Origin of the sequence: Phytobacter massiliensis JC163, from assembly GCF_000321045.1 — a bacterium.
Lineage (GTDB): Bacteria > Pseudomonadota > Gammaproteobacteria > Enterobacterales > Enterobacteriaceae > Phytobacter_A > Phytobacter_A massiliensis.
This window is the reverse complement of the sequence record NZ_HE578947.1, coordinates 156,071-177,870: the sequence shown is the minus strand read 5'-3', so window position 1 is coordinate 177,870 and position 21,800 is coordinate 156,071. Positions and strand designations below refer to the sequence as shown.

At 58.0% G+C, this 21,800-nt stretch carries 21 protein-coding genes, 1 tRNA gene and 1 pseudogene; 11 read left to right on the top strand and 12 right to left on the bottom strand.

Features of this window, described 5'->3' with window-relative positions; genetic code table 11:
- Positions 1–42 precede the first annotated feature (42 nt).
- Positions 43–118, bottom strand: a tRNA-Gly gene (locus tag ENTHG_RS14950).
- Positions 119–287: 169 nt separating this feature from the next.
- Complete coding sequence (gene orn / locus ENTHG_RS14945) at positions 288–833, bottom strand: oligoribonuclease (protein ID WP_044181247.1); 546 nt, start codon at positions 831–833, stop codon at positions 288–290.
- 107 nt (positions 834–940) lie between these two features.
- On the opposite strand from orn, the gene rsgA reads away from it, so the two are divergent.
- The 3 genes and pseudogenes from rsgA (at position 941) to mscM (ending at position 6,416) form a co-directional block, all read left to right on the top strand.
- Positions 941–1,996: a small ribosomal subunit biogenesis GTPase RsgA gene (rsgA, locus tag ENTHG_RS14940; RefSeq protein WP_044181245.1), complete on the top strand. Its 1,056-nt coding sequence runs from the start codon at positions 941–943 to the stop codon at positions 1,994–1,996.
- A gap of 98 nt (positions 1,997–2,094) precedes the next feature.
- Positions 2,095–3,064, top strand: a pseudogene (gene asd / locus ENTHG_RS14935) (archaetidylserine decarboxylase).
- Between the two features lie 19 nt (positions 3,065–3,083).
- Entirely contained in the window at positions 3,084–6,416 is a 3,333-nt protein-coding gene (gene mscM, locus ENTHG_RS14930) for a miniconductance mechanosensitive channel MscM (protein ID WP_044181243.1), read from the top strand.
- A gap of 159 nt (positions 6,417–6,575) precedes the next feature.
- Here the strand turns inward: mscM and epmA are convergent, their stop codons facing one another.
- Positions 6,576–7,553: an elongation factor P--(R)-beta-lysine ligase gene (gene epmA, locus ENTHG_RS14925; RefSeq protein ID WP_044181241.1), complete on the bottom strand. Its 978-nt coding sequence runs from the start codon at positions 7,551–7,553 to the stop codon at positions 6,576–6,578.
- Between the two features lie 242 nt (positions 7,554–7,795).
- Between epmA and frdA the strand changes: the two genes are divergently transcribed.
- The 4 genes from frdA to frdD are packed head-to-tail and all read left to right on the top strand — an operon-like array spanning position 7,796 to position 11,089.
- Positions 7,796–9,586, top strand: a complete 1,791-nt coding sequence (frdA, locus tag ENTHG_RS14920) for a fumarate reductase (quinol) flavoprotein subunit (RefSeq protein WP_044181239.1) — start codon at positions 7,796–7,798, stop codon at positions 9,584–9,586.
- Entirely contained in the window at positions 9,579–10,313 is a 735-nt protein-coding gene (locus tag ENTHG_RS14915; protein WP_044181237.1) for a succinate dehydrogenase/fumarate reductase iron-sulfur subunit, read from the top strand. Before frdA ends, ENTHG_RS14915 begins: the two co-directional genes overlap by 8 nt.
- Positions 10,314–10,323: 10 nt before the next feature.
- The gene (gene frdC / locus ENTHG_RS14910) at positions 10,324–10,719 is read left to right on the top strand and encodes a fumarate reductase subunit FrdC (protein WP_044181235.1); all 396 of its coding nucleotides are present in this window, start codon (positions 10,324–10,326) and stop codon (positions 10,717–10,719) included.
- Positions 10,720–10,729: 10 nt separating this feature from the next.
- Positions 10,730–11,089, top strand: coding sequence for a fumarate reductase subunit FrdD (gene frdD, locus ENTHG_RS14905; protein ID WP_044181232.1), 360 nt, complete (start codon positions 10,730–10,732; stop codon positions 11,087–11,089).
- A 32-nt stretch (positions 11,090–11,121) separates the two neighbouring features.
- Here frdD and ENTHG_RS24795 read toward each other — a convergent pair whose 3' ends face one another.
- Genes ENTHG_RS24795 through ENTHG_RS14875 form a run of 6 tightly spaced genes read right to left on the bottom strand, consistent with a single transcriptional unit; the run spans position 11,122 to position 16,875 of the window.
- Positions 11,122–11,376, bottom strand: coding sequence for a DUF202 domain-containing protein (locus ENTHG_RS24795; protein ID WP_044181230.1), 255 nt, complete (start codon positions 11,374–11,376; stop codon positions 11,122–11,124).
- Entirely contained in the window at positions 11,373–11,756 is a 384-nt protein-coding gene (locus tag ENTHG_RS14895) for a YidH family protein (protein WP_044181227.1), read from the bottom strand. Before ENTHG_RS14895 ends, ENTHG_RS24795 begins: the two co-directional genes overlap by 4 nt.
- Positions 11,743–12,696: a MurR/RpiR family transcriptional regulator gene (locus tag ENTHG_RS14890; protein WP_237567492.1), complete on the bottom strand. Its 954-nt coding sequence runs from the start codon at positions 12,694–12,696 to the stop codon at positions 11,743–11,745. Before ENTHG_RS14890 ends, ENTHG_RS14895 begins: the two co-directional genes overlap by 14 nt.
- The gene (locus ENTHG_RS14885) at positions 12,689–13,567 is read right to left on the bottom strand and encodes an aldose epimerase family protein (RefSeq protein ID WP_044181225.1); all 879 of its coding nucleotides are present in this window, start codon (positions 13,565–13,567) and stop codon (positions 12,689–12,691) included. Before ENTHG_RS14885 ends, ENTHG_RS14890 begins: the two co-directional genes overlap by 8 nt.
- Positions 13,568–15,328 carry a sulfatase gene (locus tag ENTHG_RS14880; RefSeq protein ID WP_044181222.1) on the bottom strand — a complete coding sequence of 587 codons (1,761 nt, stop codon included), beginning with the start codon at positions 15,326–15,328 and terminating at the stop codon, positions 13,568–13,570.
- 14 nt (positions 15,329–15,342) lie between these two features.
- The gene (locus tag ENTHG_RS14875) at positions 15,343–16,875 is read right to left on the bottom strand and encodes a PTS transporter subunit EIIC (protein ID WP_044181219.1); all 1,533 of its coding nucleotides are present in this window, start codon (positions 16,873–16,875) and stop codon (positions 15,343–15,345) included.
- Positions 16,876–17,129: 254 nt separating this feature from the next.
- Between ENTHG_RS14875 and blc the strand changes: the two genes are divergently transcribed.
- Positions 17,130–17,684 (top strand): outer membrane lipoprotein Blc, encoded by a 555-nt coding sequence (blc, locus tag ENTHG_RS14870; RefSeq protein WP_044181216.1) that lies wholly within the window; start codon positions 17,130–17,132, stop codon positions 17,682–17,684.
- Here blc and sugE read toward each other — a convergent pair.
- On the bottom strand, positions 17,656–17,973 hold the full coding sequence (sugE, locus tag ENTHG_RS14865) for a quaternary ammonium compound efflux SMR transporter SugE (protein WP_044181212.1): 318 nt from the start codon (positions 17,971–17,973) through the stop codon (positions 17,656–17,658). The two genes, blc and sugE, sit on opposite strands and share 29 nt — an antisense overlap.
- A 264-nt stretch (positions 17,974–18,237) precedes the next feature.
- Here sugE and ENTHG_RS14860 point away from each other — a divergent pair, with 264 nt between their 5' ends.
- Positions 18,238–18,840 carry a helix-turn-helix transcriptional regulator gene (locus tag ENTHG_RS14860; protein ID WP_044181208.1) on the top strand — a complete coding sequence of 201 codons (603 nt, stop codon included), beginning with the start codon at positions 18,238–18,240 and terminating at the stop codon, positions 18,838–18,840.
- A gap of 28 nt (positions 18,841–18,868) precedes the next feature.
- On the opposite strand, the gene ecnB is transcribed toward ENTHG_RS14860, so the two are convergent.
- Both ecnB and efp read right to left on the bottom strand, forming a co-directional pair.
- Entirely contained in the window at positions 18,869–19,015 is a 147-nt protein-coding gene (ecnB, locus tag ENTHG_RS14855) for a lipoprotein toxin entericidin B (protein WP_044181205.1), read from the bottom strand.
- Between the two features lie 152 nt (positions 19,016–19,167).
- The gene (gene efp, locus ENTHG_RS14850) at positions 19,168–19,734 is read right to left on the bottom strand and encodes an elongation factor P (RefSeq protein ID WP_044181203.1); all 567 of its coding nucleotides are present in this window, start codon (positions 19,732–19,734) and stop codon (positions 19,168–19,170) included.
- A 40-nt stretch (positions 19,735–19,774) separates the two neighbouring features.
- On the opposite strand from efp, the gene epmB reads away from it, so the two are divergent.
- Both epmB and yjeJ read left to right on the top strand, forming a co-directional pair.
- Entirely contained in the window at positions 19,775–20,803 is a 1,029-nt protein-coding gene (gene epmB / locus ENTHG_RS14845; protein WP_044181200.1) for an EF-P beta-lysylation protein EpmB, read from the top strand.
- A gap of 128 nt (positions 20,804–20,931) precedes the next feature.
- Positions 20,932–21,795 carry a YjeJ family protein gene (gene yjeJ / locus ENTHG_RS14840; protein WP_044181198.1) on the top strand — a complete coding sequence of 288 codons (864 nt, stop codon included), beginning with the start codon at positions 20,932–20,934 and terminating at the stop codon, positions 21,793–21,795.
- The last annotated feature ends 5 nt before the right edge of the window (positions 21,796–21,800 follow it).

Below are 21,800 nucleotides of genomic sequence, written 5' to 3'. Positions count from 1 at the left end.
GCGCAACATGAAACGTCCGATTAGGATGGTGCATTCAAATTTTGGAGCGGGAAACGAGACTCGAACTCGCGACCCCGACCTTGGCAAGGTCGTGCTCTACCAACTGAGCTATTCCCGCAAACATCAATTTTCTTGCTGTCGTGCTCACACATTTCTGTGTCGTCACGGGAGGCGCATTATACGAGAATTCCTTTTAGCTGCAACCCCCCGCAAAGCGAATTTTGCGTTTTTTTATCTGAATGATGGATTATTCAGCATGTTGCGCAATTTTACACCGAAAGCAGGCCCTAAAGCTGGATAAAATGCTCACGGTAGTAAGCAAGCTCCGCCACCGACTCGCGGATGTCATCCATGGCCTGGTGCGTGCCCTGCTTTTTAAAGCCGTCGAGGATTTCCGGCTTCCAGCGGCGCGCCAGCTCTTTCAGGGTGCTCACATCCAGATAACGATAGTGGAAATAAGCCTCCAGCTCCGGCATATATTTAAACAGAAAACGGCGATCCTGACCGATACTGTTGCCGCAAATTGGCGATTTGCCTGCCGGAACCCACTGTTTGAGGAATTCGAGGGTCGCCAGTTCCGCCGCGCGGTCGTCCATCTGGCTTGCTTTCACGCGCTCCACCAGCCCGCTGCCGGTATGCGTGCGCACGTTCCACTCGTCCATCAGCGCCAGCTGCGCGTCGGACTGATGCACGGCGATAGTCGGCCCCTCCGCCAGAATGTTGAGATGCGCATCGGTCACCAGCGTGGCGATCTCAATAATGCGATCGCGCTCGGGATCGAGCCCGGTCATCTCAAGATCGATCCAAATGAGGTTGTTTTCATCTGCACTCATGCTATTTTCCACCCTTCTCGCATAACCAGCCGTAGCAAGTTAACTAGTATTAATTAGTGTGTATCATAGAGGTTTTGCCCGACAGGGGCGACCAGGAGCCAGCACGATTGAGTAAAAATAAACTCTCCAAAGGGCAGCAGCGCCGCGTCAAAGCCAACCATCAGCGCCGCCTTACAACCACTGCGGAGAAAGTCGATTATGACGATAACCTCTTCGGCGAAACGGCGGAAGGCACCGTAATCAGCCGTTTCGGCATGCATGCCGACGTGGAGTCCGCCGATGGCGTGGTACACCGCTGCAACATTCGCCGCACTATTCGTTCGCTGGTGACCGGCGATCGCGTTGTCTGGCGGCCCGGTAAAGAGGCGGCAGAAGGTGTTGCGGTAAAAGGCATCGTCGAAGCGGTGCATGAGCGCACCTCGGTGCTGACGCGCCCGGACTTCTACGACGGGGTGAAACCCATCGCCGCCAATATTGATCAGATAGTGATTGTCTCGGCTATTTTGCCGGAGCTGTCGCTCAATATTATCGACCGCTATCTGGTGGCCTGCGAAGCGCTGCATGTCGAACCGCTTATCGTGCTGAATAAAATCGACCTGCTGGACGAAGAGAGCCTGACGTTCGTCAATGAACAGATGGATATCTACCGCGGTATCGGCTACCGGGTGCTGATGGTCTCCAGCCACACCCAGGACGGCCTGAAACCGCTGGAAGAGGCGCTGACCAACCGCATCAGCATCTTTGCCGGGCAGTCAGGGGTGGGGAAATCCAGCCTGCTGAACGCGCTGCTGGGCCTGCAGGAGCAGCAAATCCTCACGAACGACGTGTCGGATGTTTCTGGCCTCGGCCAGCACACCACCACCGCCGCGCGCCTTTATCACTTCCCCCACGGCGGCGATGTAATCGACTCGCCAGGCGTGCGCGAATTCGGCCTCTGGCACCTCGAACCGGAACAAATTACCCACGGCTTTGTCGAATTCCATGACTATCTCGGCCACTGTAAATACCGCGATTGCAAACATGCCAACGATCCTGGCTGCGCTATCCGCGAAGCGGTAAACAACGGTGAAATCGCGGAAAGCCGTTTCGAAAATTATCATCGGATTCTGGAAAGTATGGCGCAGGTAAAAACGCGTAAAAGCTTTTCTGAAAGCGATGACTGACAACTAAGCTAAGCGTCGTTAGAATCGTCCCCTTTTTGGTAAAGACCCGCCCCCTATGGGCGGATCAGGAACGACAAAACAATGGCCTGGAGGCTACCTTGTTAAACTCATTTAAACTTTCGCTTCAATACATTCTGCCGAAACTGTGGCTCACTCGCCTGGCGGGCTGGGGCGCAAGCAAACGCGCGGGTTGGCTGACAAAACTAGTCATCGATCTGTTCGTTAAGTATTACAAGGTCGATATGAAAGAGGCGCAGAAGCCGGATACCGCCAGCTACCGCACCTTCAATGACTTTTTTCGTGCGCGCGCTGCGTGACGATGTCCGCCCGCTCAATACCGACCCCAACGTGCTGGTCATGCCTGCCGACGGCGTCATCAGCCAGCTCGGGGCGATTGAACAGGACAAGATTCTGCAAGCCAAAGGCCACGACTACAGCCTGGAAGCGCTGCTGGCAGGCAACTACCTGATGGCGGAGCTGTTCCGCAACGGCACCTTTGTCACTACTTACCTCTCTCCGCGCGACTACCACCGGGTGCACATGCCGTGCAACGGTATCCTGCGCGAGATGATCTACGTGCCGGGCGATCTCTTCTCAGTTAACCACCTTACCGCGCAGAACGTGCCAAACCTGTTTGCCCGCAACGAGCGCGTTATCTGCCTGTTCGATACTGAATTTGGCCCGATGGCGCAGATTCTGGTTGGCGCGACCATTGTCGGCAGCATTGAAACCGTCTGGGCAGGCACCGTCACCCCGCCGCGCGAAGGCATCATTAAACGCTGGACGTGGCCCGCGGGCGAAAGCGACAACGCCGTCGCCCTGCTGAAAGGCCAGGAGATGGGGCGCTTCAAACTCGGCTCGACGGTCATTAACCTCTTCGCCCCTGGCAAAGTGGCGCTTGTGGAGCAGCTTCGCAGCCTGTCGGTGACCAAAATCGGCGAGCCGCTGGCGGTATCGACAGAAACGCTGGTGACCCCGGATGTGGAACCCACTCCACTACCGGCGGAAGAGATTGCCGCCGAACACGAAGCCAGCCCGCTGGTTGACGATAACAAAGACCTGACTTAATCCAAAAAGGACCGCTGTTGTGCGCCCGATTATCGTTTTTCTGATGGCCTGGTGCCTCAGCCTGGGGGCGTACGCAGCGACGGCCCCCGATGCCAAACAGGTAGCCCAGGAGCTGGAGCAGGCTAAAGGGGCGAAAGCCACCCCTGAGCAGGCCGAAACCGTAGAGGTATTGCAGGCGGCGCTGAACGCGCTGGAGGAGCGTAAAGGCTCACTCGAGCGCGCGCAGCAGTACCAGGAAATTATCGACAACTTCCCGAAACTCTCCCGCAACCTGCGCGCGCAGCTCGATAACCTGCGCGATGAACCGAAGCAGGTGCCCGCGGGCCTTAGCACCGACGCGCTCAATCAGGAGATTCTGCAGGTCAGCAGCCAGCTGCTGGAGAAGACCCGTGAAGCCCAGCAGGAGCAGGAGCGCGCCCGCGAAATCAACGACTCCCTCAGCCAGCTGCCGCAGCAGCAGACCGACGCCCGCCGCCAGCTCAATGAGGTCGAACGCCGCATTGGCGCGCAGACCACCAATACCCCCCTCGCTCAGGCCCAAAACCTGAGCGCGCAGGCCGAGTCGGCCAAACTGAAAGCGCAGGTAGACGAACTGGAACTGGCGCAGCTGTCGGCCAACAACCGCCAGGAGCTGTCGCGCATGCGTTCGGAGCTGGCGCAGAAGCAGTCGCAGCAGCTCGATGCGTACCTACAGGCATTGCGCAACCAGCTCAACAGCCAGCGCCAGCGTGAAGCGGAGCAGGCGCTGGAAAGCACTGAACTGCTGGCGGAAAACAGCGCCAACCTGCCCTCGGATATTGTCGAGCAGTTTAAGATCAACCGGGAGCTTTCCCAGGCGCTCAATCAGCAGGCCCAGCGCATGGATCTGGTGGCGTCCCAGCAGCGGCAGGCCACTAACCAGACGCTGCAGGTACGCCAGGCGCTGAACACCCTGCGCGAGCAGTCACAGTGGCTGGGCGCGTCGAATATGCTGGGCGAAGCGCTGCGGGCGCAGGTGGCGCGGCTGCCGGAAATGCCGAAACCTCAGCAGTTAGATACCGAGATGGCGCAGCTACGCGTGCACCGCATGCGCTATGAAGACCTGCTTAACAAGCAGCCGCAGGTGCGTCAGATTCGCCAGGCGGACGGGCAGCCGCTCACCGCCGAACAGAACCGCATTCTGGATGCCCAGCTGCGCACCCAGCGCGAACTGCTCTCTTCGCTCTTGCAGGGGGGCGATACGCTTATTCTTGAGCTGACCAAGCTCAAGGTCTCTAACAGCCAGTTGGAAGACGCGCTTAATGAGGTAAACGAAGCCACCCACCGTTACCTGTTCTGGACGGCGGACGTTAGCCCGATGACCCTTACCTGGCCGGTGGAGATCATTTCCGACCTGCGCCGTTTAATCTCTCTGGATACCTTCAGCCAGCTTGGTAAAGCGACCGCCATGATGCTGACCAGCAAAGAGACGCTGTTCCCGCTGTTTGGCGCGCTGGTGCTGGTAGGGTTTAGCCTTTACTCCCGCAAGCATTTTAACCGCTTCCTGGAGCGTTCAAGCGCCAAAGTCGGCAAGGTGACGCAGGACCATTTCTGGCTGACGCTACGTACCGTTTTCTGGTCAATTCTGGTGGCGCTGCCGCTACCGGTGCTGTGGGCGACGCTGGGCTACGGCTTACAGCAGGCATGGCCCTGGCCGCTGGCGGTCGCCATCGGCGACGGCGTGACCGCCACCGTGCCGCTGCTGTGGGTGGTGATGATTTGCGCCACCTTTGCGCGCCCGACCGGCCTGTTTATCGTCCACTTTGGCTGGCCGCGCAGCCGTGTGGCGCGGGGTATGCGCAACTACCTGATGAGCATCGGCTTTATTGTGCCGCTTATTATGGCGCTGATCATGTTTGATAATCTCAACGACCGGGAGTTTTCCGGCTCGCTGGGGCGGCTGTGCTTTATCCTGATTTGCGGCGCGCTGGCGATCGTGACGCTCAGTCTTAAACGCGCCGGAATTCCGCTTTATGTGGATAAATCGGGCAGCGGCGACAATATGGCTAACCGCCTGCTGTGGAACCTGCTGCTGAGCGCGCCGCTGGCGGCGATTCTGGCGGCGGCGGTGGGCTATCTCGCCACCTCGCAGGCGCTGCTGGCGCGGCTGGAAACCTCCGTCGCCATCTGGTTCCTGCTGCTGGTTATCTATCACATCATTCGCCGCTGGATGCTGATCCAGCGCCGCCGTCTGGCCTTCGATCGCGCCCGGCACCGCCGCGCGGAGATCCTTGCCCAGCGCGCGAAAGGCGAAGAAGATGCCCCGCACGCCACCAGTACGGAAGGCGTGGTTGAGATTGATGAAAAAGAGCTGGATCTCGACGCCATCAGCGTACAGTCGCTGCGGCTGGTGCGCTCGATTCTGATGCTCATCGCCCTGCTGTCGGTGATTGTGCTGTGGTCTGAGATACACTCCGCTTTCGGCTTCCTGGAGAATATTTCGCTGTGGGACGTCACCTCCACCGTTCAGGGCGTCGAGAGCCTGGAGCCGATCACCCTCGGCGCGGTGCTGATTGCCATCCTGGTGTTTATCATCACCACCCAGCTGGTGCGCAACTTCCCGGCCCTGCTTGAGCTGGCGCTGCTGCAGCATCTGGATCTCACCCCCGGCACCGGCTATGCCATTACCACCATCACCAAATATCTGCTGATGCTGTTTGGCGGGCTGGTGGGCTTCTCGATGATCGGCATTGAGTGGTCGAAGCTGCAATGGCTGGTCGCCGCGCTCGGCGTCGGGTTAGGGTTTGGCCTGCAGGAGATCTTCGCCAACTTTATCTCCGGTTTGATCATCCTGTTTGAAAAGCCGATCCGCATTGGCGACACGGTGACGATCCGCGATCTGACCGGCAGCATCACTAAGATCAATACCCGCGCCACCACTATCAGCGACTGGGATCGCAAAGAGATCATCGTGCCGAACAAGGCGTTTATTACCGAGCAGTTTATTAACTGGTCGCTGTCGGATTCGGTCACGCGCGTGGTGCTAACGGTGCCCGCGCCTGCGGATGCTAACAGTGAAGAGGTAACGCAGCTTCTCTACACCGCTGCCGAACGCTGTACGCTGGTGATCGACAACCCGCCGCCGGAAGTTTTCCTGGTCGATCTGCAACAGGGGATCCAGCTTTTCGAGCTGCGTATTTACGCTGCGGAAATGGGGCACCGTATGCCGCTGCGCCACGAGATCCACCAGCTGATTCTGGCGGGCTTCCGCGAACACGGTATTGACCTGCCCTTCCCGCCGTTCCAGATGCGCCTGGAAAGCCTGGACGGCAAGCGAACCGCACGCACGCTTACCTCAGCAGGTAAAAACAGCCGCCCGGCGGGAAGTATGTGATATTCCCCGGGCTACGCAGGCCGTAGCCCGGATAAGGCATAGCCGCATCCGGTAAAATCCCGGGCGCGCTGACGCTTACCCGGGCTACAAATCGTGCAGTGATGGGGGTTTTGTAGCCCGGATAAGGCGTAGCCGCATCCGGGATGAGAGAGGCAAGAATCAGGCGCGATCGACGGTAAACGCCATCACTTCCGCCAGGCTCTCCGCCCCGAGAGCCAGCATTACCAAGCGGTCCACCCCCAGCGCCACGCCGGAGCAGTCCGGCATACCCGCTTTCAACGCTTCCAGCAGATTGTTATCCACCGGCTGCTGCACCAGCCCGCGGGCGGCGCGTTTGCGGTTATCCTGCTCAAAGCGCTGCTGCTGTTCACGGGCGTCGGTCAGCTCATGGAAGCCGTTCGCCAGTTCGATGCCTTTGAAATAGACCTCAAAACGTTCGGCCACCCGATGGTCTTCGGTACTGATCTGCGCCAGCGCCGCCTGGCTTGCCGGGAAGTGGTAGACAAACGCCGGGCGCTCTTTGCCGATATGCGGCTCCACGCCCATGGTAAACAACAGCTGCAGCAGCGTGTCGCGATCTTCTTCCGTATCGGCGATATTGCTCAGGTCGAGCTTCGCCGCCGCTTCACGCAGCTGCGTCTTGTCCGCCGACAGCGGGTCCACTTCCAGATAACGCTGGAAAGCCTGCTGGTAGGAGAGTGATTCCGCCGCCTGGCACTCCAGCACCTGCTGCAGCAGATCGTCCACTTCGTTCATCAGGCGGTACATGTCGTAATGCGGGCGATACCACTCCAGCATGGTGAACTCAGGGTTGTGATGCCGCCCCATCTCCTCATTGCGAAAACTGCGGCAGAGCTGATAAACCGGGCCGCAACCCGCCGCCAGCAGGCGTTTCATATGATATTCCGGGCTGGTCATCAGATAGAGATTAATGCCCTGAGAGTGCCCTGGCCCCACGAAACGCGTCTCAAACGGGAACAGATGAATATCCGTTACCGTTGCCTGGCTCATGCAGGGCGTCTCCACCTCCAGCACGCCGCGATCGGCGAAGAAGCGCCGAATTTCCGCCATAATAGCCGCGCGTTTTAATAAGTTAGGGATGGATGCGCTCGGCTGCCAGGTTGCCGTCTCGCTCATTGTGCTCTCTCCGAATTCAAACAAGGGCACGAAGTCTACCCGCATCGGTCAGGAGAGACAAATTTTGTGCAACGGCCAGGAAGTCAGCGCGGTGAAACACGACGAAGATCGGTAAAAAAATCGAACACATCAAATTTCCCTCTTTACCCTGCGGTTATACTGCATCCCCATAAAGGCGTCGTGAACGTTTTCGCCACTGGCCTCTTCGCCGCATGACGAATAACCCTATCTGGAGGAATAACGTGCAGACCTTTCAAGCCGATCTTGCCGTCATTGGCGCGGGTGGCGCTGGGCTTCGCGCTGCCATAGCCGCCGCTCAAGCGAATCCTGCCGCTAAAATTGCCCTCATTTCAAAAGTTTACCCTATGCGTAGCCACACCGTGGCGGCAGAGGGCGGTTCTGCTGCCGTTGCGCAGGATCATGACAGCTTTGAGTACCATTTCCACGATACGGTAGCCGGGGGAGACTGGCTCTGCGAGCAGGATGTGGTCGACTATTTTGTCCGCCACTGCCCAACCGAGATGACCCAGCTTGAGCTGTGGGGTTGCCCCTGGAGCCGTCGCCCTGACGGCTCGGTCAACGTGCGTCGTTTCGGCGGCATGAAGATCGAACGCACCTGGTTTGCCGCCGATAAAACCGGCTTCCACATGCTGCACACCCTCTTTCAGACTTCGCTGCAGTTCCCGCAAATCCAGCGTTTCGACGAACATTTCGTCCTCGATATTCTGGTGGATGACGGCCAGGCGCGCGGGCTGGTGGCGATGAACATGATGGAAGGCACGCTGGTGCAAATTCGCGCCAACGCAGTGATTATGGCGACCGGCGGCGCGGGCCGCGTCTACCGCTATAACACCAACGGCGGCATCGTCACCGGCGACGGGATGGGCATGGCGCTGGCCCACGGCGTGCCGCTGCGCGATATGGAATTTGTCCAGTATCATCCCACCGGCCTGCCGGGCTCCGGCATTCTGATGACGGAAGGGTGCCGCGGCGAAGGCGGTATCCTGGTGAATAAAAACGGCTACCGCTATCTGCAGGATTACGGCATGGGGCCGGAGACGCCGCTGGGCGAGCCGAAAAACAAATATATGGAGCTGGGGCCGCGCGACCGGGTCTCCCAGGCCTTCTGGCACGAGTGGCGTAAAGGCAACACCATCTCCACGCCGCGCGGGGATGTTGTTCACCTCGACATGCGCCATCTGGGGGAGAAAAAAATCCTCGAACGCCTGCCCTTTATTTGCGAGCTGGCGAAAGCCTATGTCGGCGTCGATCCGGTCAAAGAGCCGATTCCAGTACGCCCCACCGCCCACTACACCATGGGCGGCATTGAAACCAATAGCCACTGTGAAACCCGTATCCACGGCCTGTTCGCCGTCGGCGAATGTTCCTCCGTCGGCCTGCACGGGGCCAACCGGCTTGGCTCGAACTCGCTGGCGGAACTGGTGGTCTTTGGTCGGCTGGCAGGGGAACAGGCGATGGCGCGCGCCGCCTCGGCGAGTGCCGCCAACGATGCGGCGCTCGATGCGCAGGCTCACGATATCGCCCAGCGTCTGGCCAGCCTCGTCAACCAGCAGGGCAACGAGAGCTGGGCGAAAATTCGTGACGAAATGGGTGAGTCGATGGAAGAGGGCTGCGGCATTTACCGTACCCCGGAACTGATGCAGAAAACGGTGGATAAGCTGGCTGAGCTGCAGGAGCGGTTTAAGCGGGTGCGGATCACCGACACCTCCAGCGTCTTCAACACCGATATTCTCTACACCCTGGAACTGGGGCACGGCCTGAACGTGGCCGAATGTATGGCCCACTCCGCGCTGGCGCGTAAAGAGTCACGCGGCGCGCACCAGCGGCTGGATGAAGGCTCTACCGAGCGCGACGACGTTAATTTCCTCAAGCATACGCTCGCCTGGCGCGACGCCGACGGCACCACGCGTCTTGAATACAGCGATGTGAATATCACCACCCTGCCGCCCGCAAAACGCGTCTATGGCGCAGAGGCGGATGCCGCCGACAGAAAGGAGCCGACCCATGGCTGAGATGCAAACCCTGAACGTTGAGGTGGTGCGCTACAACCCGGAAACGGACGCCGAGCCGCACAGCGTTTTCTATGATGTTCCCTGGGACGAGCAAACGTCGCTGCTGGACGCGCTGGGCTATATCAAAGATAACCTGGCGGCCGACCTCAGCTATCGCTGGTCATGCCGGATGGCGATTTGCGGCTCCTGCGGGATGATGGTCAACGGCGTGCCGAAGCTGGCCTGTAAGGTCTTTCTGCGCGACTACCCGAAAGGGGTAAAAGTGGAGGCGCTGGCCAACTTCCCCATTGAGCGCGATCTGGTGGTGGACATGACCCACTTTATCGAAAGCCTGGAGGCGATTAAGCCGTACATCATCGGCAACTCGCGCACGCCGCAGCAGGGGCCGAACAGCCAGACGCCCGCGCAGATGGCGAAGTACCATCAGTTCTCCGGCTGCATTAACTGCGGTCTCTGTTACGCCGCCTGCCCGCAATTCGGCCTCAACCCGGAATTTATCGGCCCGGCAGCGATTACCCTGGCGCATCGCTACAACCTCGATAGCCGCGACCACGGTCAGAAAGAACGCATGGCGCAGTTGAACGGTCAGAATGGCGTCTGGAGCTGCACCTTTGTCGGCTACTGCTCGGAGGTCTGCCCGAAACATGTCGATCCGGCCGCGGCTATTCAGCTGGGCAAGGTCGAGAGTTCGAAAGACTTTTTAATCGCCACGCTGAAACCTCGCTAAGGAGCGCATGATGACGACTAAACGTAAACCCTATGTCCGGCCCATGCCGTCGACCTGGTGGAAAACGCTGCCGTTTTACCGCTTCTATATGCTGCGCGAAGGAACGGCGATAGCGGCGGTCTGGTTCTCTGTCGAGCTGATTTACGGCCTGTTCGCCCTGAAACATGGCCCGGAGTCCTGGGCCGGGTTTGTCAGCTTTCTGCAAAACCCGATCGTGGTGATCCTCAACCTGATTGCGCTGGCGGCGGCACTGCTGCACAGCAAAACCTGGTTTGAACTGGCGCCCAAAGCGACCATCATCATTGTCAAAGATGAGAAACTCAGCCCCGGGCCGATTATCAAAGGGCTGTGGGCCGTTACGGCGCTGGCAACGCTGGTTATCCTGTTTGTAGCACTGTTCTGGTAAGGAGAAACCGATGATCAATCCAAAACCAAAACGTTCCGATGAGCCTGTTTTCTGGGGGCTGTTCGGCGCGGGGGGAATGTGGAGCGCGATTGTCGCCCCGGTGATGGTGCTGTTGGTGGGCATCCTGCTGCCGCTGGGACTCTACCCCGGCGAGGCGCTCGGCTATGAGCGGGTGCTGGCCTTTGCCCAAAGCCTTATTGGCCGCGCGTTTATCTTTCTGATGATTGTGCTGCCGCTGTGGTGCGGCATGCACCGTCTGCACCATATGATGCACGACATCAAGGTGCATATACCGAACGGTAAATGGGTCTTTTACGGTCTGGCGGCCATTCTCAGCGTCGTGACGCTGGTCGGCGTCGCCTTTATCTGACCGCTTCTGCCCGTCGGCTCCCGGCGGGCGTTTTACATCAGCCGCAGGAAATGGACCGCAAGGCATACTCCCGTCAGCACCAGCGGGATGGCGACCGCACGTTTACGCTGCGCCACCACTGCCGCAGTCGCTATCAACACCAGCAAAAAGGCCGCGCCATAGCCAGCGTTTTGTTGATAGATCCATCCCCGCAGACACAGGCAACCAACGATGGCCGCCGAAAAGGCGGTCCGGTTCCAGGCGAGCTGCGTTCTTTCCGGCTGTAAACCGGGATCGCGCTCCGTCATGGCTGACCCTGCCAGAGCAACGCCGCCAGCAGCACGGCGATGACGATCACCAGTCCGGCAATCAACAGTAAAAAACGGGTATAGGGGAGAGCGCTATCGAGCCGCATCGCCAGCTCGTTGCCCCGCCAGCGATACCAGGCGACCGCCGCCAGCGTTGAGCCGGACACCACCAGCAGCAGCGCCAGCGTCAGGCGTAAGGAGGGTGAGCTAAGCTGCGGAGAGAATTGATCGATACCGACAGCCCCCGCCAGCAGCGCCAGCGCGGTGCGTATCCAGGCCAGAAAGGTGCGTTCATTGGCCAGCGTAAAGCGGTAATCCGGTTTTTTGCCTGCCAGCCACCACTTTTCACGCAGGCGGGGAGAAGAATTATGAAGACTCACGTTTTATCCGTTCCTTAATCAATAGCTCTTTGATGGATAGCCCCGGCGACGCGCTCTCTTTAAAGTTGTGGCGAGTTATCTCAGTACAAAGAAATTCAATCATAAACAATTGCGATACGCGGGTGGCGATAGAGTCGCCCTGCAAGGGGCCAGCCGCGCCGCAGGTCAGCAGGAAGTTATCCGCCATTTCGGCCAGCGGCGACTGGGTGTTATGGGTAATGGCCAGCCGCCCCGCCCCGGCTTTTTGCGCCAGCCGGAACGCGTTGACCACTTCCGGCGTCTCCCCTGAATGGGAAAAGGCCACCACCAGATCGTTGCTTTTCAGGTTTGCCAGCTTGAGCGTCATGGTGAAACGATCGGTATAGGCCTCGGACTCAATACCGATACGGTTCATCTTGTCGCGCGCCTCCATGGCGGCCAGCCCCGATGCGCCAAAGCCGACAAACATCACCCTTGGAGCCTGGATAAACTGCTCAACAATGTTTTTCACTTTTTGCATGTCGAGCAGATCGATAGTCTCTTTAACGGTGGTATCAAGCGTCAGGGCGATTTTATGCGCGACATCATTACGCGTATCGCCCATAAAAATATCCGGCGAAGAGGGCAGCGTAAGGTCGCTCTCCTCCAGCAGCTCGCGCTTAAGCTGCGCTTTCAGGCTCAGCAGGCCGCCGTAGCCGATTTTTTTGCAAAAGCGCACGATGGTGGCTTCACTGACGCTGATCTGCGAGGCGATCTTCTTCACCGGCAGCTGCACAACCTGTGCCGGATGGTGCAGGATAAACTCCGCGACCTTGCGGTCGGTCTCCGCCAGACCGGCCATAATATTGGCGATATAGACGCGCACCTTCTCTTTGTTAACGCTCATGGCTGACTCTCCCGGCTCATCCCTTTTCACGGACTGCACGCTGTGTAAAAGCTCATTGCCGGGTATTTTAGCCATCAATCTCCTCCGCGTCTTGCGCGAGAATAACGCTAACTGCTTGTTGATAAAGCTCGCCGGGGGCCAGCCAGCGCATGCCACGTTTAAAGGCGACCTCACCGTCAAAGTCGGGGTCGTCCGTGGTGCTGGTGAGCGGTTCAATGCACAATAAATCCGCGCCCGGAACGCCCCACAGCGCCAGCCATTCAGTATCGGGCGAATGTAAACGCAGGGCGACGCGCCCGGTCGGCGACCGCACGTTCACCTCAACCCCGCCCGGCGTGGCGAAATAGACCGCGCCCGCGGCAAACGCGTTGTTATCAAGGGGAAAGACCGTGCTTTGCGCAGGCAAAGGCGGTAGCCTCAGCGTGCGCTCTTCGGTCGGAAACGGCCCGTCTACCGGGGCGGAAAAACGGACCTGCCAGCCGGGTTCGCTGGCGACAGGCAGCGCGAAACCGGGATGCCAGCCCAGCGCGAACGGCAGCCTGCGCGCATCCAGGTTTTCTACCTGCCAGCTTACCTCCAGCCCGCGCTCTGCCAGCGTCCAGCATAGCGTAACCCGCCAGCGAAACGGCCAAATCTGGCGCGTGTCGTCGCTATCCTCGCAGGCCAGCCGCAGCGACACGCTGCTCTGCTCCACAAGGTGAAAGCGCTGGTGGCGTAAAAAGCCATGAGCGGGCAGCGACCAGAACGCGCCCTGGTGGCGCAGGCCGTTGTGCACCAGCCGCCCAACCACCGGGAAAAGCTGCGTCGCGCTGCTGTTCCACACGCCCGCCTGCGGCTGCCAGAGCCGGTTTGAACGGCGGGTTTTATCCCACCATTCACACAGCTCCGCCCCCTGCGCCGCCACACGAACCCGCCAGCGGCTGTTTTCCAGCGTCCAGCCGTCCATTTAATCCACCCGCAACAGCAGACGCGCCTGGTAGGCAAGCGCCCGCTGACGATCGCCGGTGAAGTGGCGTTCCACAAGCTGCAAAATATCGCTTCCCTGTAGCGGCGCGTCGGCTGCGCACGCCGCCAACAACGTCGGGAGGTCAATGCCTGCCTGTTCAGCCGCCTTGCTGATAAACATCAGCGCTTCGTAAACGCCGCGGTCGGCGCAGCGCCAGGGCGTATTCGCCAGCGCGTCATCCTGCTGCCAGCGTTCGGCGTAAGCCTGCTCACGCTCAGGGGTAAGCGCCTCCAGGCCGAAACGTACATACAGCTCCGGCGGCGCGTCGTGTTCACGCAGTAAAGGAAGCATCGCCTGCGCCATCGCAAAGGCTTTTGGCGGGGCGTCGAGCGGCTGCGCCTGCTGCGGATCGTTTTTGACGTTGAAGAGCTTATCGCCAAAACGCCACGGATTGAGGTAGCCGAAGCTCGCCGGTATCTGCATCACCTGCGCCCCCTGGGTGAAATCAAAGCCCGGATGAATACGGATGTCGGTGAGTTCGCTCACTTTAAACGGGCTGTCGATGCGGGTGGGCATCAGGGTGTATTCAAACAGGTTCTCTTTGCCTTTCTCTCGCGGGCAACGCATATAGACGGATTCGCCGTCGGTGATATTCAGATGCCCGCCAAAGTAGCCGAACAGGCCGTAATCACGCACCGGCGTGTCGTTTTCCACCGCAGGCAGCAGCGGACGCCCGGTCATCGAAGCGGGGCGCTCCACGTTAAAGTAGTCGAGCAGCGTTGCCGGAATATCGATAGTCTGCGCCAGCGCCTCGCGCTGCTCGCCTGGTTTCAGGCAGCGCGGATCGCGAATAAAGAACGGCGTTCTGGCGATTTCGTTATAGACCGGCATGATGTTTTTGCCCCACCACTGGTGCTCCCCTAACAGGAAACCGTGGTCGGTACAGACGATGAACAGCGTATCTTCCCACAGGCCGAGGGCTTTCATTTTGTCCATCACCTGGCCCAGGTAGTCGTCACACATGGTCATCAGCGCCTGGTAAAATTTCCGCGCTTTGCCATCGTCCTTGCCGCCCGGGCTGTCGCAGTAATAGGGCACCCAGCCGTCGAACTCATCGGGCGTGCAGCCATATTGCGCCAGGTACTTCTCCGGGACAAAGAACGGCTCGTGGGGGTCGAAACACTCAATCTGCAAAAACCAGTTATCCTGGCGGCAGTTGGTCTGCATAAACTCCATCCCGGCGCTGATGGTGCGATGGGTGAAGTGCTCTTGCTGGGTCGGCATCGCCGCGCGGTTGATCAGATCCTGGGTCATGCGCCCGGCGCGACGACGACGCGTTTCCTCATCCTCCATACCCTGCCAGCGAATCTGCGGCTTCTCTACCTGCCCTATCCAGCAGTCCCCTTCCTGACCACGGATAAAATCGAAGGTGGAGTAGCGGGTGTGATAGGTGGCGCCGCCGTCGCGCCAGTAGTGTTTATGGTCCGTCACCATATGGGTGTGGACGCCGTTTTGCCGCAGCGCCTGCATGGCGGAAAAATCAAACGGCTCCAGCGGCCCCCAGCTACGGTGCAGGAAGTTATACCGCCCGGTGTGCAGTTCACGACGCGCTGGCATGCAGGGCATGCTGCCGACATAGAAGTTATTAAACTGCACCGACTCCTGCGCCAGGCGGGTAAAATTGGGCGTAATCGCGTCGCCGCCGTAGGGGGCAAGGTGGTTACGCGTCAGCGTATCGAACATCAACATAACTGCTTTCATAATGCTATCTCTGCTCAGGCACCGATAAATTCTTCAACTTCGTTCTTGATAATGGTGACGTGTGGGCCGTAGACCACCTGCACGCCCTGCCCGCGTATAAACGCGCCGCGGCTGCCCAGTGATTTAAACGCGTCCACCTGTACCAGCGCCGGATCGTTGACCGTGATGCGCAGGCGGGTCGCACAGCAATCCACATCCACAATGTTTGCCCGGCCGCCAAGCGCTTCAACAATCTGCGCCGGGCGCGCGCTGCCCTGCACGGTCTCTTCGCTCTGCGTTTCATCTTCGCGCCCCGGCGTTTTCAGCTGACGCCACCGGATCAGGAAGCGGAAAGAGAAGTAGTAGAGACAGAACATCACCGCGCCGAGAGGCAGCATCAGCATCCAGTTGGTTTTGGCATTGCCCTGCAGCACGCCGAACAGCAGGAAATCAATCAGCCCGCCCGAGAAGGTCTGCCCGACGGTGATCTCCAGGATATGGGTCAGCATGAACGCCACGCCCGTCAGCACGATATGCACGCCGTACAGCAGCGGGGCGCAGAACATGAAGGCAAACTCCAGCGGTTCGGTAATCCCCGTGACGAAAGCGGTGAGCGCAGCGGAGAGCATCAGGCTGGCGACTTTTTTGCGGTTTTCCGGCTTCGCGGAGTGGTAAATCGCCAGCGCCGCGCCCGGCAGGCCAAACATAAAGTCGGCAAAGCGTCCGGCCATAAAGCGCGACACGCCGATGTAATACTGCTGCACGCTGGGGTCAGCGAGCTGGGCGAAGAAGATCTTCTGCGTCCCCTGGACTACGTGGCCGTTAACGGTCATCTCGCCGCCGACGCTGGTCAGCCAGAAAGGAAGGTAAAACAGATGGTGCAGACCAAGCGGGATCAGGCATTTCAGGATCATGCCGTAGAACAGCGTGCCGATATAGCCGGTCTTCTCCACCAGCCCGCCGAGGTGGGTAATGCCGGCCTGAATCGGCGGCCAGACCCAGAACAGCGCCACGCCCAGGAAAATAGCGAAAAACGAAGTGACGATCGGAACGAACCGCGAGCCGCTAAAAAAGGCCAGCAGATCGGGCAGCTCGGTCTTGTTGTAGCGATTATGCACCCAGGCAGTGAGCAGCCCGCTGATAATGCCGCCCATTACCCCTGTTTGCAGGGTAACAATGCCTAACACGTTCGCCTGGCCCGCGGCGGCAAGGTTATCAACCGCCAGCTTGCCGGTGAGCATCAGCATGGCGTTAATCGCCTTGTTCATCACCACAAAGCAGAGTACCGACGCCAGCCCGGCGGTGCCCTTGTCGCTGCGCGCCAGGCCAACGGCGATGCCGACGGCGAATAGCAGCGAAAGGTTATCGAACACCACGCTGCCGCACAGCTTCATTAAAGTGAAAATGGCCTGTAAAACCTGATTATCGAGTACGGGGTACGTGGCGATAGTCACCGGGTTGGAGAAGACGCCGCCAATGCCCAGCAGAAGCCCGGCCGCCGGTAGAACGGCGATTGGCAGCATAAACGACTTACCCAGATTCTGTGCGCCTGCAAAGAGTTTGCTCATAAGAGTGCCCTGATGTTGACGTTTGAATTTTAAATTTCATTATTTATACTAATTAGTGAAATTATTATTTCCTGGGCTTTTGTACCCTGTCAATCCAGCATGGTTCGAAAGGGTGACTCGGGTCACTTTTTATTGTGATGGCGATAACACATCCTTGCGAAACTGGCCCGATAAGGGGCAAAGCGTGGCGCGAAGCACACGCGTTTTTTCCGGCGGATTCTACACTTAGCAAAAAATCCCGGAAGGAAGATGCCATGCGTTCGCTGCTCATCATCGTGACTGTTGCCGCTGCGTTTTTGGTTACCGCCTGTAGTTCTCCCACTCCCCCGCCTGGCGTAACGGTGGTGGAGAATTTCAATACGCAACGCTATCTGGGCCGCTGGTATGAGATTGCCCGTATGGACCACCGTTTCGAGCGCGGCCTGGATCATGTGACGACCACCTATACGCTTCGCCAGGATGGCGGCCTGAATGTGGTCAATAAGGGCTATAACCCGGCCCGCGGCATGTGGCAGACGCGGCAAGGCGACGCCATGTTTACCGGCAGCCCTCAGCGCGCCGCGCTGAAAATCTCCTTTATTGGCCCGAACGACGGCAGCTATAACATCATCGCGCTGGATAACGCGTATCGCTACGCGCTGGTGTGCGGGCCGGATCGCGGTTATCTGTGGATTTTGTCCCGCACCCCTGAGCTGCCAGAGGGGGTAAAAAAACAGCTCCTCGACACCGCGGCCCGCCAGGGCTTTGCTGTGGAGAAGCTGATTTGGGTGAATCAGTCGTTTAATGGGCGCTTAGCTTCAGCCCAATAATCCCGGCGACAATCAAGCCAAGGCTCAGCAAACGTGCCGGGCTGGCGGATTCGCCGAGCAGCAGGATGCCCGCAATCGCGGCCCCCACCGCGCCGATGCCGGTCCAGACGGCGTAAGCCGTGCCGACCGGCAGGCTTTTCATCGCCCATGAGAGCAGCGCCATGCTAAGTACCATCGCCGCGATGGTCGCCACGCTGGGTACGAGGCGGGTAAAACCGTGGGTATATTTCAGGCCTACCGCCCAGACCACTTCCAGAAGACCGGCGATAAAGAGAACTATCCAGGACATTTTTGGCTCCAGTGTGGGGCCGTCCCCAATGAGATTGACCCTGCCGGGTCGTCCCGACAGGCTGGTGAAGAGGGGTAAATTTTGGCCTGATAACAAAACGAATGCAATTTTTTCACCGTTGCGTCAGGTTTAGTGACTTAAAGCAAGAAATAGCCCCAGATCGCAATGCAGTTCAGGCATTTATTCGCCTGATGGACGCCCTATGATGAAGCGCTTGCCCCGAAAAGTAAGCCGTGCGCCTTCCCTCTTATTGCGAAGAAAAATATGTATAAAATTCTCCTGGTTGACCGTTGTTATTTCACCCGCACGGGGCTTGAAAGCTGGCTCAACCAAACCGATTTTTTTCCCGCCGCCTTTCTGGTGACAGCCCTGAATAACTTGATGCTGGCGAAAGAGCATATCATCCAGTGGCAGCCGGATCTGATCGTCGCCGATCTCTTCGGCTTTAAGCATGATCTTCACCATATTGAGCAGTTTTCTTCGCTGCTTGCCGCCTGCGGCAAAGAGAACCGGCTTATTCTTTTACAGTCGGGCGAGGATGCGGCGCTTGCCGACTATTGCGCGCAGTATCCGCTGCAGGCCAGCCTGCTGAAAACCGCGCCGCTGGAGACGCTGGCAAGGGTGATTGATGCCGCAGTGCTGGAAAGACCGGCGCGCGAAATGCCGCAAATCGCCGCCCCGCTGCTGACGCGTCAGGAAGAGAAGGTGCTGTCGCTGTGGATGGAAGGGCGCAGTAACCAGTCGATTGCCAGTAAAATGTGTATCAACGGCAAGACGGTTTACACCTACAAGCGCAATATCAGGATGAAGCTGGGAATGGACAACCGCTTTACGCCGTTCCTTTCACTGCCGGAAAGCGTAAATTAACGGTACGGCCTGAGCCGTACCGTAGAGATTACTGCTGCGCTCGGGTCGCGGCGCCAGAGATCGCGCTGCCGCCATCGGAGATGTCTTCGCCTACGCCACGCGTGGTGTTACAGGCGGTCAATACCGAAGAAAGGACCAGTACAGAAAAGATCGCAGCAATTGTCTTCTTAATCATAACGTCTTCCTTTTGTAGTCAATATTTTTTGTCACGAGCAACTTAAGCATAGCCTGAATCAAAAAATATGAAGGGGAAGGAGTGATTTTTAAGAAGATTTGACATTCAGCAGCGCGAAAACCGCCGCGCTGCTGAAAAGAGGGTGACGTGAATTATTTCACGCGGGATACGTATTCGCCGGAGCGGGTATCCACTTTGATAACTTCGCCAATCTGTACGAACAGCGGAACTTTAACCACAGCGCCGGTGCTCAGGGTAGCCGGCTTGCCGCCAGTACCTGCGGTATCGCCTTTCAGACCCGGATCGGTTTCAACGATTTCCAGCTCAACAAAGTTCGGCGGCGTAACAGAGATAGGCTGGCCGTTCCACAGGGTCACGATGCATTCAGCCTGGTCCAGCAGCCATTTTTCGCTGTCGCCGATAGCTTTTGCGTCAGCAGAAAGCTGTTCGAAGGTTTCGTTGTTCATGAAGTGCCAGAACTCACCGTCGTTGTACAGGTAAGTCAGGTTCATATCGACAACATCTGCGCCTTCGGCAGAGTCGGTAGACTTGAAGGTTTTCTCAACGCGGGTGCCGGTCAGCAGGCGACGCAGTTTAACGCGCGCAAATGCCTGGCCTTTGCCTGGTTTAACGAATTCGCTGGATTCGACCGCGTAAGGTTCGCCGTCCAACATGATTTTAAGACCAGCACGAAAATCGTTGCTATAGTACGTTGCCATAAGGCCCTCTGAAATTGTTAACTGGTAGCTAAGCCACAAAATGGCGCATATTGTAACCCTAAATACCCCATCCAGAGAAGATTGGTTATTGCAACTTGCCGATGTAATAACCGATCCCGATGAACTTCTGCGTGTTTTACACCTTGATAACGACGAAAACTTAATCGCCGGACGGGAAGCGAAACGCCTGTTTGCGCTGCGCGTCCCCCGCGCTTTCGTCGCAAGAATGCGTAAAGGCGATCCGCACGATCCGCTGCTGCGCCAGGTGTTAACTTCGCACGATGAATTTATTGCGGCGCCCGGTTTCAGCACCGATCCGCTCGATGAACAGCATAGCGTGGTGCCGGGACTGCTGCATAAGTACCGTAATCGCGCGCTGCTGCTGGTCAAGGGCGGCTGTGCGGTAAACTGCCGTTACTGCTTCCGTCGCCACTTCCCTTATGCCGATAATCAGGGCAACAAGCGAAACTGGCAGACGGCGCTGGACTATATTGCCGCGCATCCTGAGCTGGACGAGATAATCTTTTCCGGCGGCGATCCGCTGATGGCGAAAGACCACGAACTCGCCTGGCTCGTCGGTCAGCTCGAAGCGATTCCGCATATTAAACGGCTGCGTATTCACAGCCGCCTGCCCATTGTTATCCCGGCTCGGGTCACCGATGCGCTGACGGCTCTGTTCGCCCGCTCCAGCCTGCAAATTTTGCTGGTCAACCATATCAACCACGCCCGTGAAATCGACGATGCGTTCCGCGACGCTATGCAGCGGCTACGCCAGGCGGGCGTCACGCTGCTTAACCAGAGCGTGCTGCTGCGCGGCGTGAATGACAATGCCCAGACGCTGGCCGATCTCAGCAATGCCCTGTTTGACGCGGCCGTCATGCCCTATTACCTGCACGTGCTGGATAAGGTGCAGGGGGCGGCGCATTTTATGGTGAGTGATGAGGAGGCGCGGGCGATTATGCGTGAATTGCTGACGCTGATTTCCGGTTATATGGTGCCGAAGCTGGCGCGCGAAATTGGCGGTGAGCCCAGTAAAACGCCGCTGGATTTACAACTCCGCCAGAATTGAGCCACATCAAATATTGCCTGCAAATATGTTCCCTGCTTATCCAGGGAACACCTTTTTATTTTTTTGTTATGATGGTGCCCTGTATTACTGAACGTTTATAAAAAACAAACATGGTTAAGGAGAACCAGATGGCATTGGCTATTTCAGGTGTTAACACCGGAATCATTCGTCACGAAAATAATTTCGCCGCCCTGGCGCTGAAAATCAAACATCCTAAAAATAAGCAATCACTGCTTTTTTTTCCGCTTGTTCCCTTGAAAGACTTTCTGCTGGCGCTTGAGCACCGGCTTGCGCTACAGGGCCGCTCCGCGGGCGAGGCCAAAGAGCAGCAGCGCAAGGCTATTGAAGCCGCATCTAAAAAGATGCACAAACACATTCCGCCGTTCGAAGAGAGCGAGATGCAACCGGCGGACGTAGGGCTGCGCGTCGATAAGGTTACGCTGCTGGAAAATAAAGGCACCGACCTTATTTTCGCTTTTCAGCAGCATAATGGCAGTACGGTAGAGGTCGCGGTTAACGAACATCAAATTGAATTATTAGTGACCGCAATGATTCATGCGATAAATAATGCTGGCCTGCGCGATATTGCGCTTAGTCTCTCTTCTCTGCTCGATTTCCTGCCGTTATTTGATGTCGAATTCAAAGAGGGCGGTAATATTGAGTACGATAGCTACCAGCAAGAGGTGTGGAAGCAGACGCTGTTTTCTCAGCATCAGGCGCTGGTGTATTGCTATACCGACGAAAACGGCGAGAAGCAGTACAGCGGTACGGTGATTAAAACCCGCAACCCTGCCAACAGTGAAGAAATGGCCTCGATTTCCCGCCGTGTGCTGGATTACAGCCATCGTCTGAATAAGCTGAAAGGCAAACCGTGCCAGGTGTCCGTAAGAACGCTGGCGTCCGGTGTGCGGGGCGCGCTTACGCTTGAGCAATCCATGCGCGGCTTGCACCTTGTGCAGCAGCATATGCAGCAGGAGAGCGCCAAACAGTAAGCGGC

Coding starts and splice junctions, on each gene's coding strand:
- orn (WP_044181247.1), bottom strand. CDS start 833: ATGAGTGCAGATGAAAACAACCTCATTTGGATCGATCTTGAGATGACC.
- epmA (WP_044181241.1), bottom strand. CDS start 7,553: ATGAGCGAGACGGCAACCTGGCAGCCGAGCGCATCCATCCCTAACTTA.
- ENTHG_RS14915 (WP_044181237.1), top strand. CDS start 9,579: ATGGCTGAGATGCAAACCCTGAACGTTGAGGTGGTGCGCTACAACCCG.
- frdC (WP_044181235.1), top strand. CDS start 10,324: ATGACGACTAAACGTAAACCCTATGTCCGGCCCATGCCGTCGACCTGG.
- frdD (WP_044181232.1), top strand. CDS start 10,730: ATGATCAATCCAAAACCAAAACGTTCCGATGAGCCTGTTTTCTGGGGG.
- ENTHG_RS24795 (WP_044181230.1), bottom strand. CDS start 11,376: ATGACGGAGCGCGATCCCGGTTTACAGCCGGAAAGAACGCAGCTCGCC.
- ENTHG_RS14890 (WP_237567492.1), bottom strand. CDS start 12,696: ATGGCTAAAATACCCGGCAATGAGCTTTTACACAGCGTGCAGTCCGTG.
- ENTHG_RS14885 (WP_044181225.1), bottom strand. CDS start 13,567: ATGGACGGCTGGACGCTGGAAAACAGCCGCTGGCGGGTTCGTGTGGCG.
- ENTHG_RS14880 (WP_044181222.1), bottom strand. CDS start 15,328: ATGAAAGCAGTTATGTTGATGTTCGATACGCTGACGCGTAACCACCTT.
- ENTHG_RS14875 (WP_044181219.1), bottom strand. CDS start 16,875: ATGAGCAAACTCTTTGCAGGCGCACAGAATCTGGGTAAGTCGTTTATG.
- blc (WP_044181216.1), top strand. CDS start 17,130: ATGCGTTCGCTGCTCATCATCGTGACTGTTGCCGCTGCGTTTTTGGTT.
- sugE (WP_044181212.1), bottom strand. CDS start 17,973: ATGTCCTGGATAGTTCTCTTTATCGCCGGTCTTCTGGAAGTGGTCTGG.
- ENTHG_RS14860 (WP_044181208.1), top strand. CDS start 18,238: ATGTATAAAATTCTCCTGGTTGACCGTTGTTATTTCACCCGCACGGGG.
- ecnB (WP_044181205.1), bottom strand. CDS start 19,015: ATGATTAAGAAGACAATTGCTGCGATCTTTTCTGTACTGGTCCTTTCT.
- efp (WP_044181203.1), bottom strand. CDS start 19,734: ATGGCAACGTACTATAGCAACGATTTTCGTGCTGGTCTTAAAATCATG.
- epmB (WP_044181200.1), top strand. CDS start 19,775: ATGGCGCATATTGTAACCCTAAATACCCCATCCAGAGAAGATTGGTTA.
- yjeJ (WP_044181198.1), top strand. CDS start 20,932: ATGGCATTGGCTATTTCAGGTGTTAACACCGGAATCATTCGTCACGAA.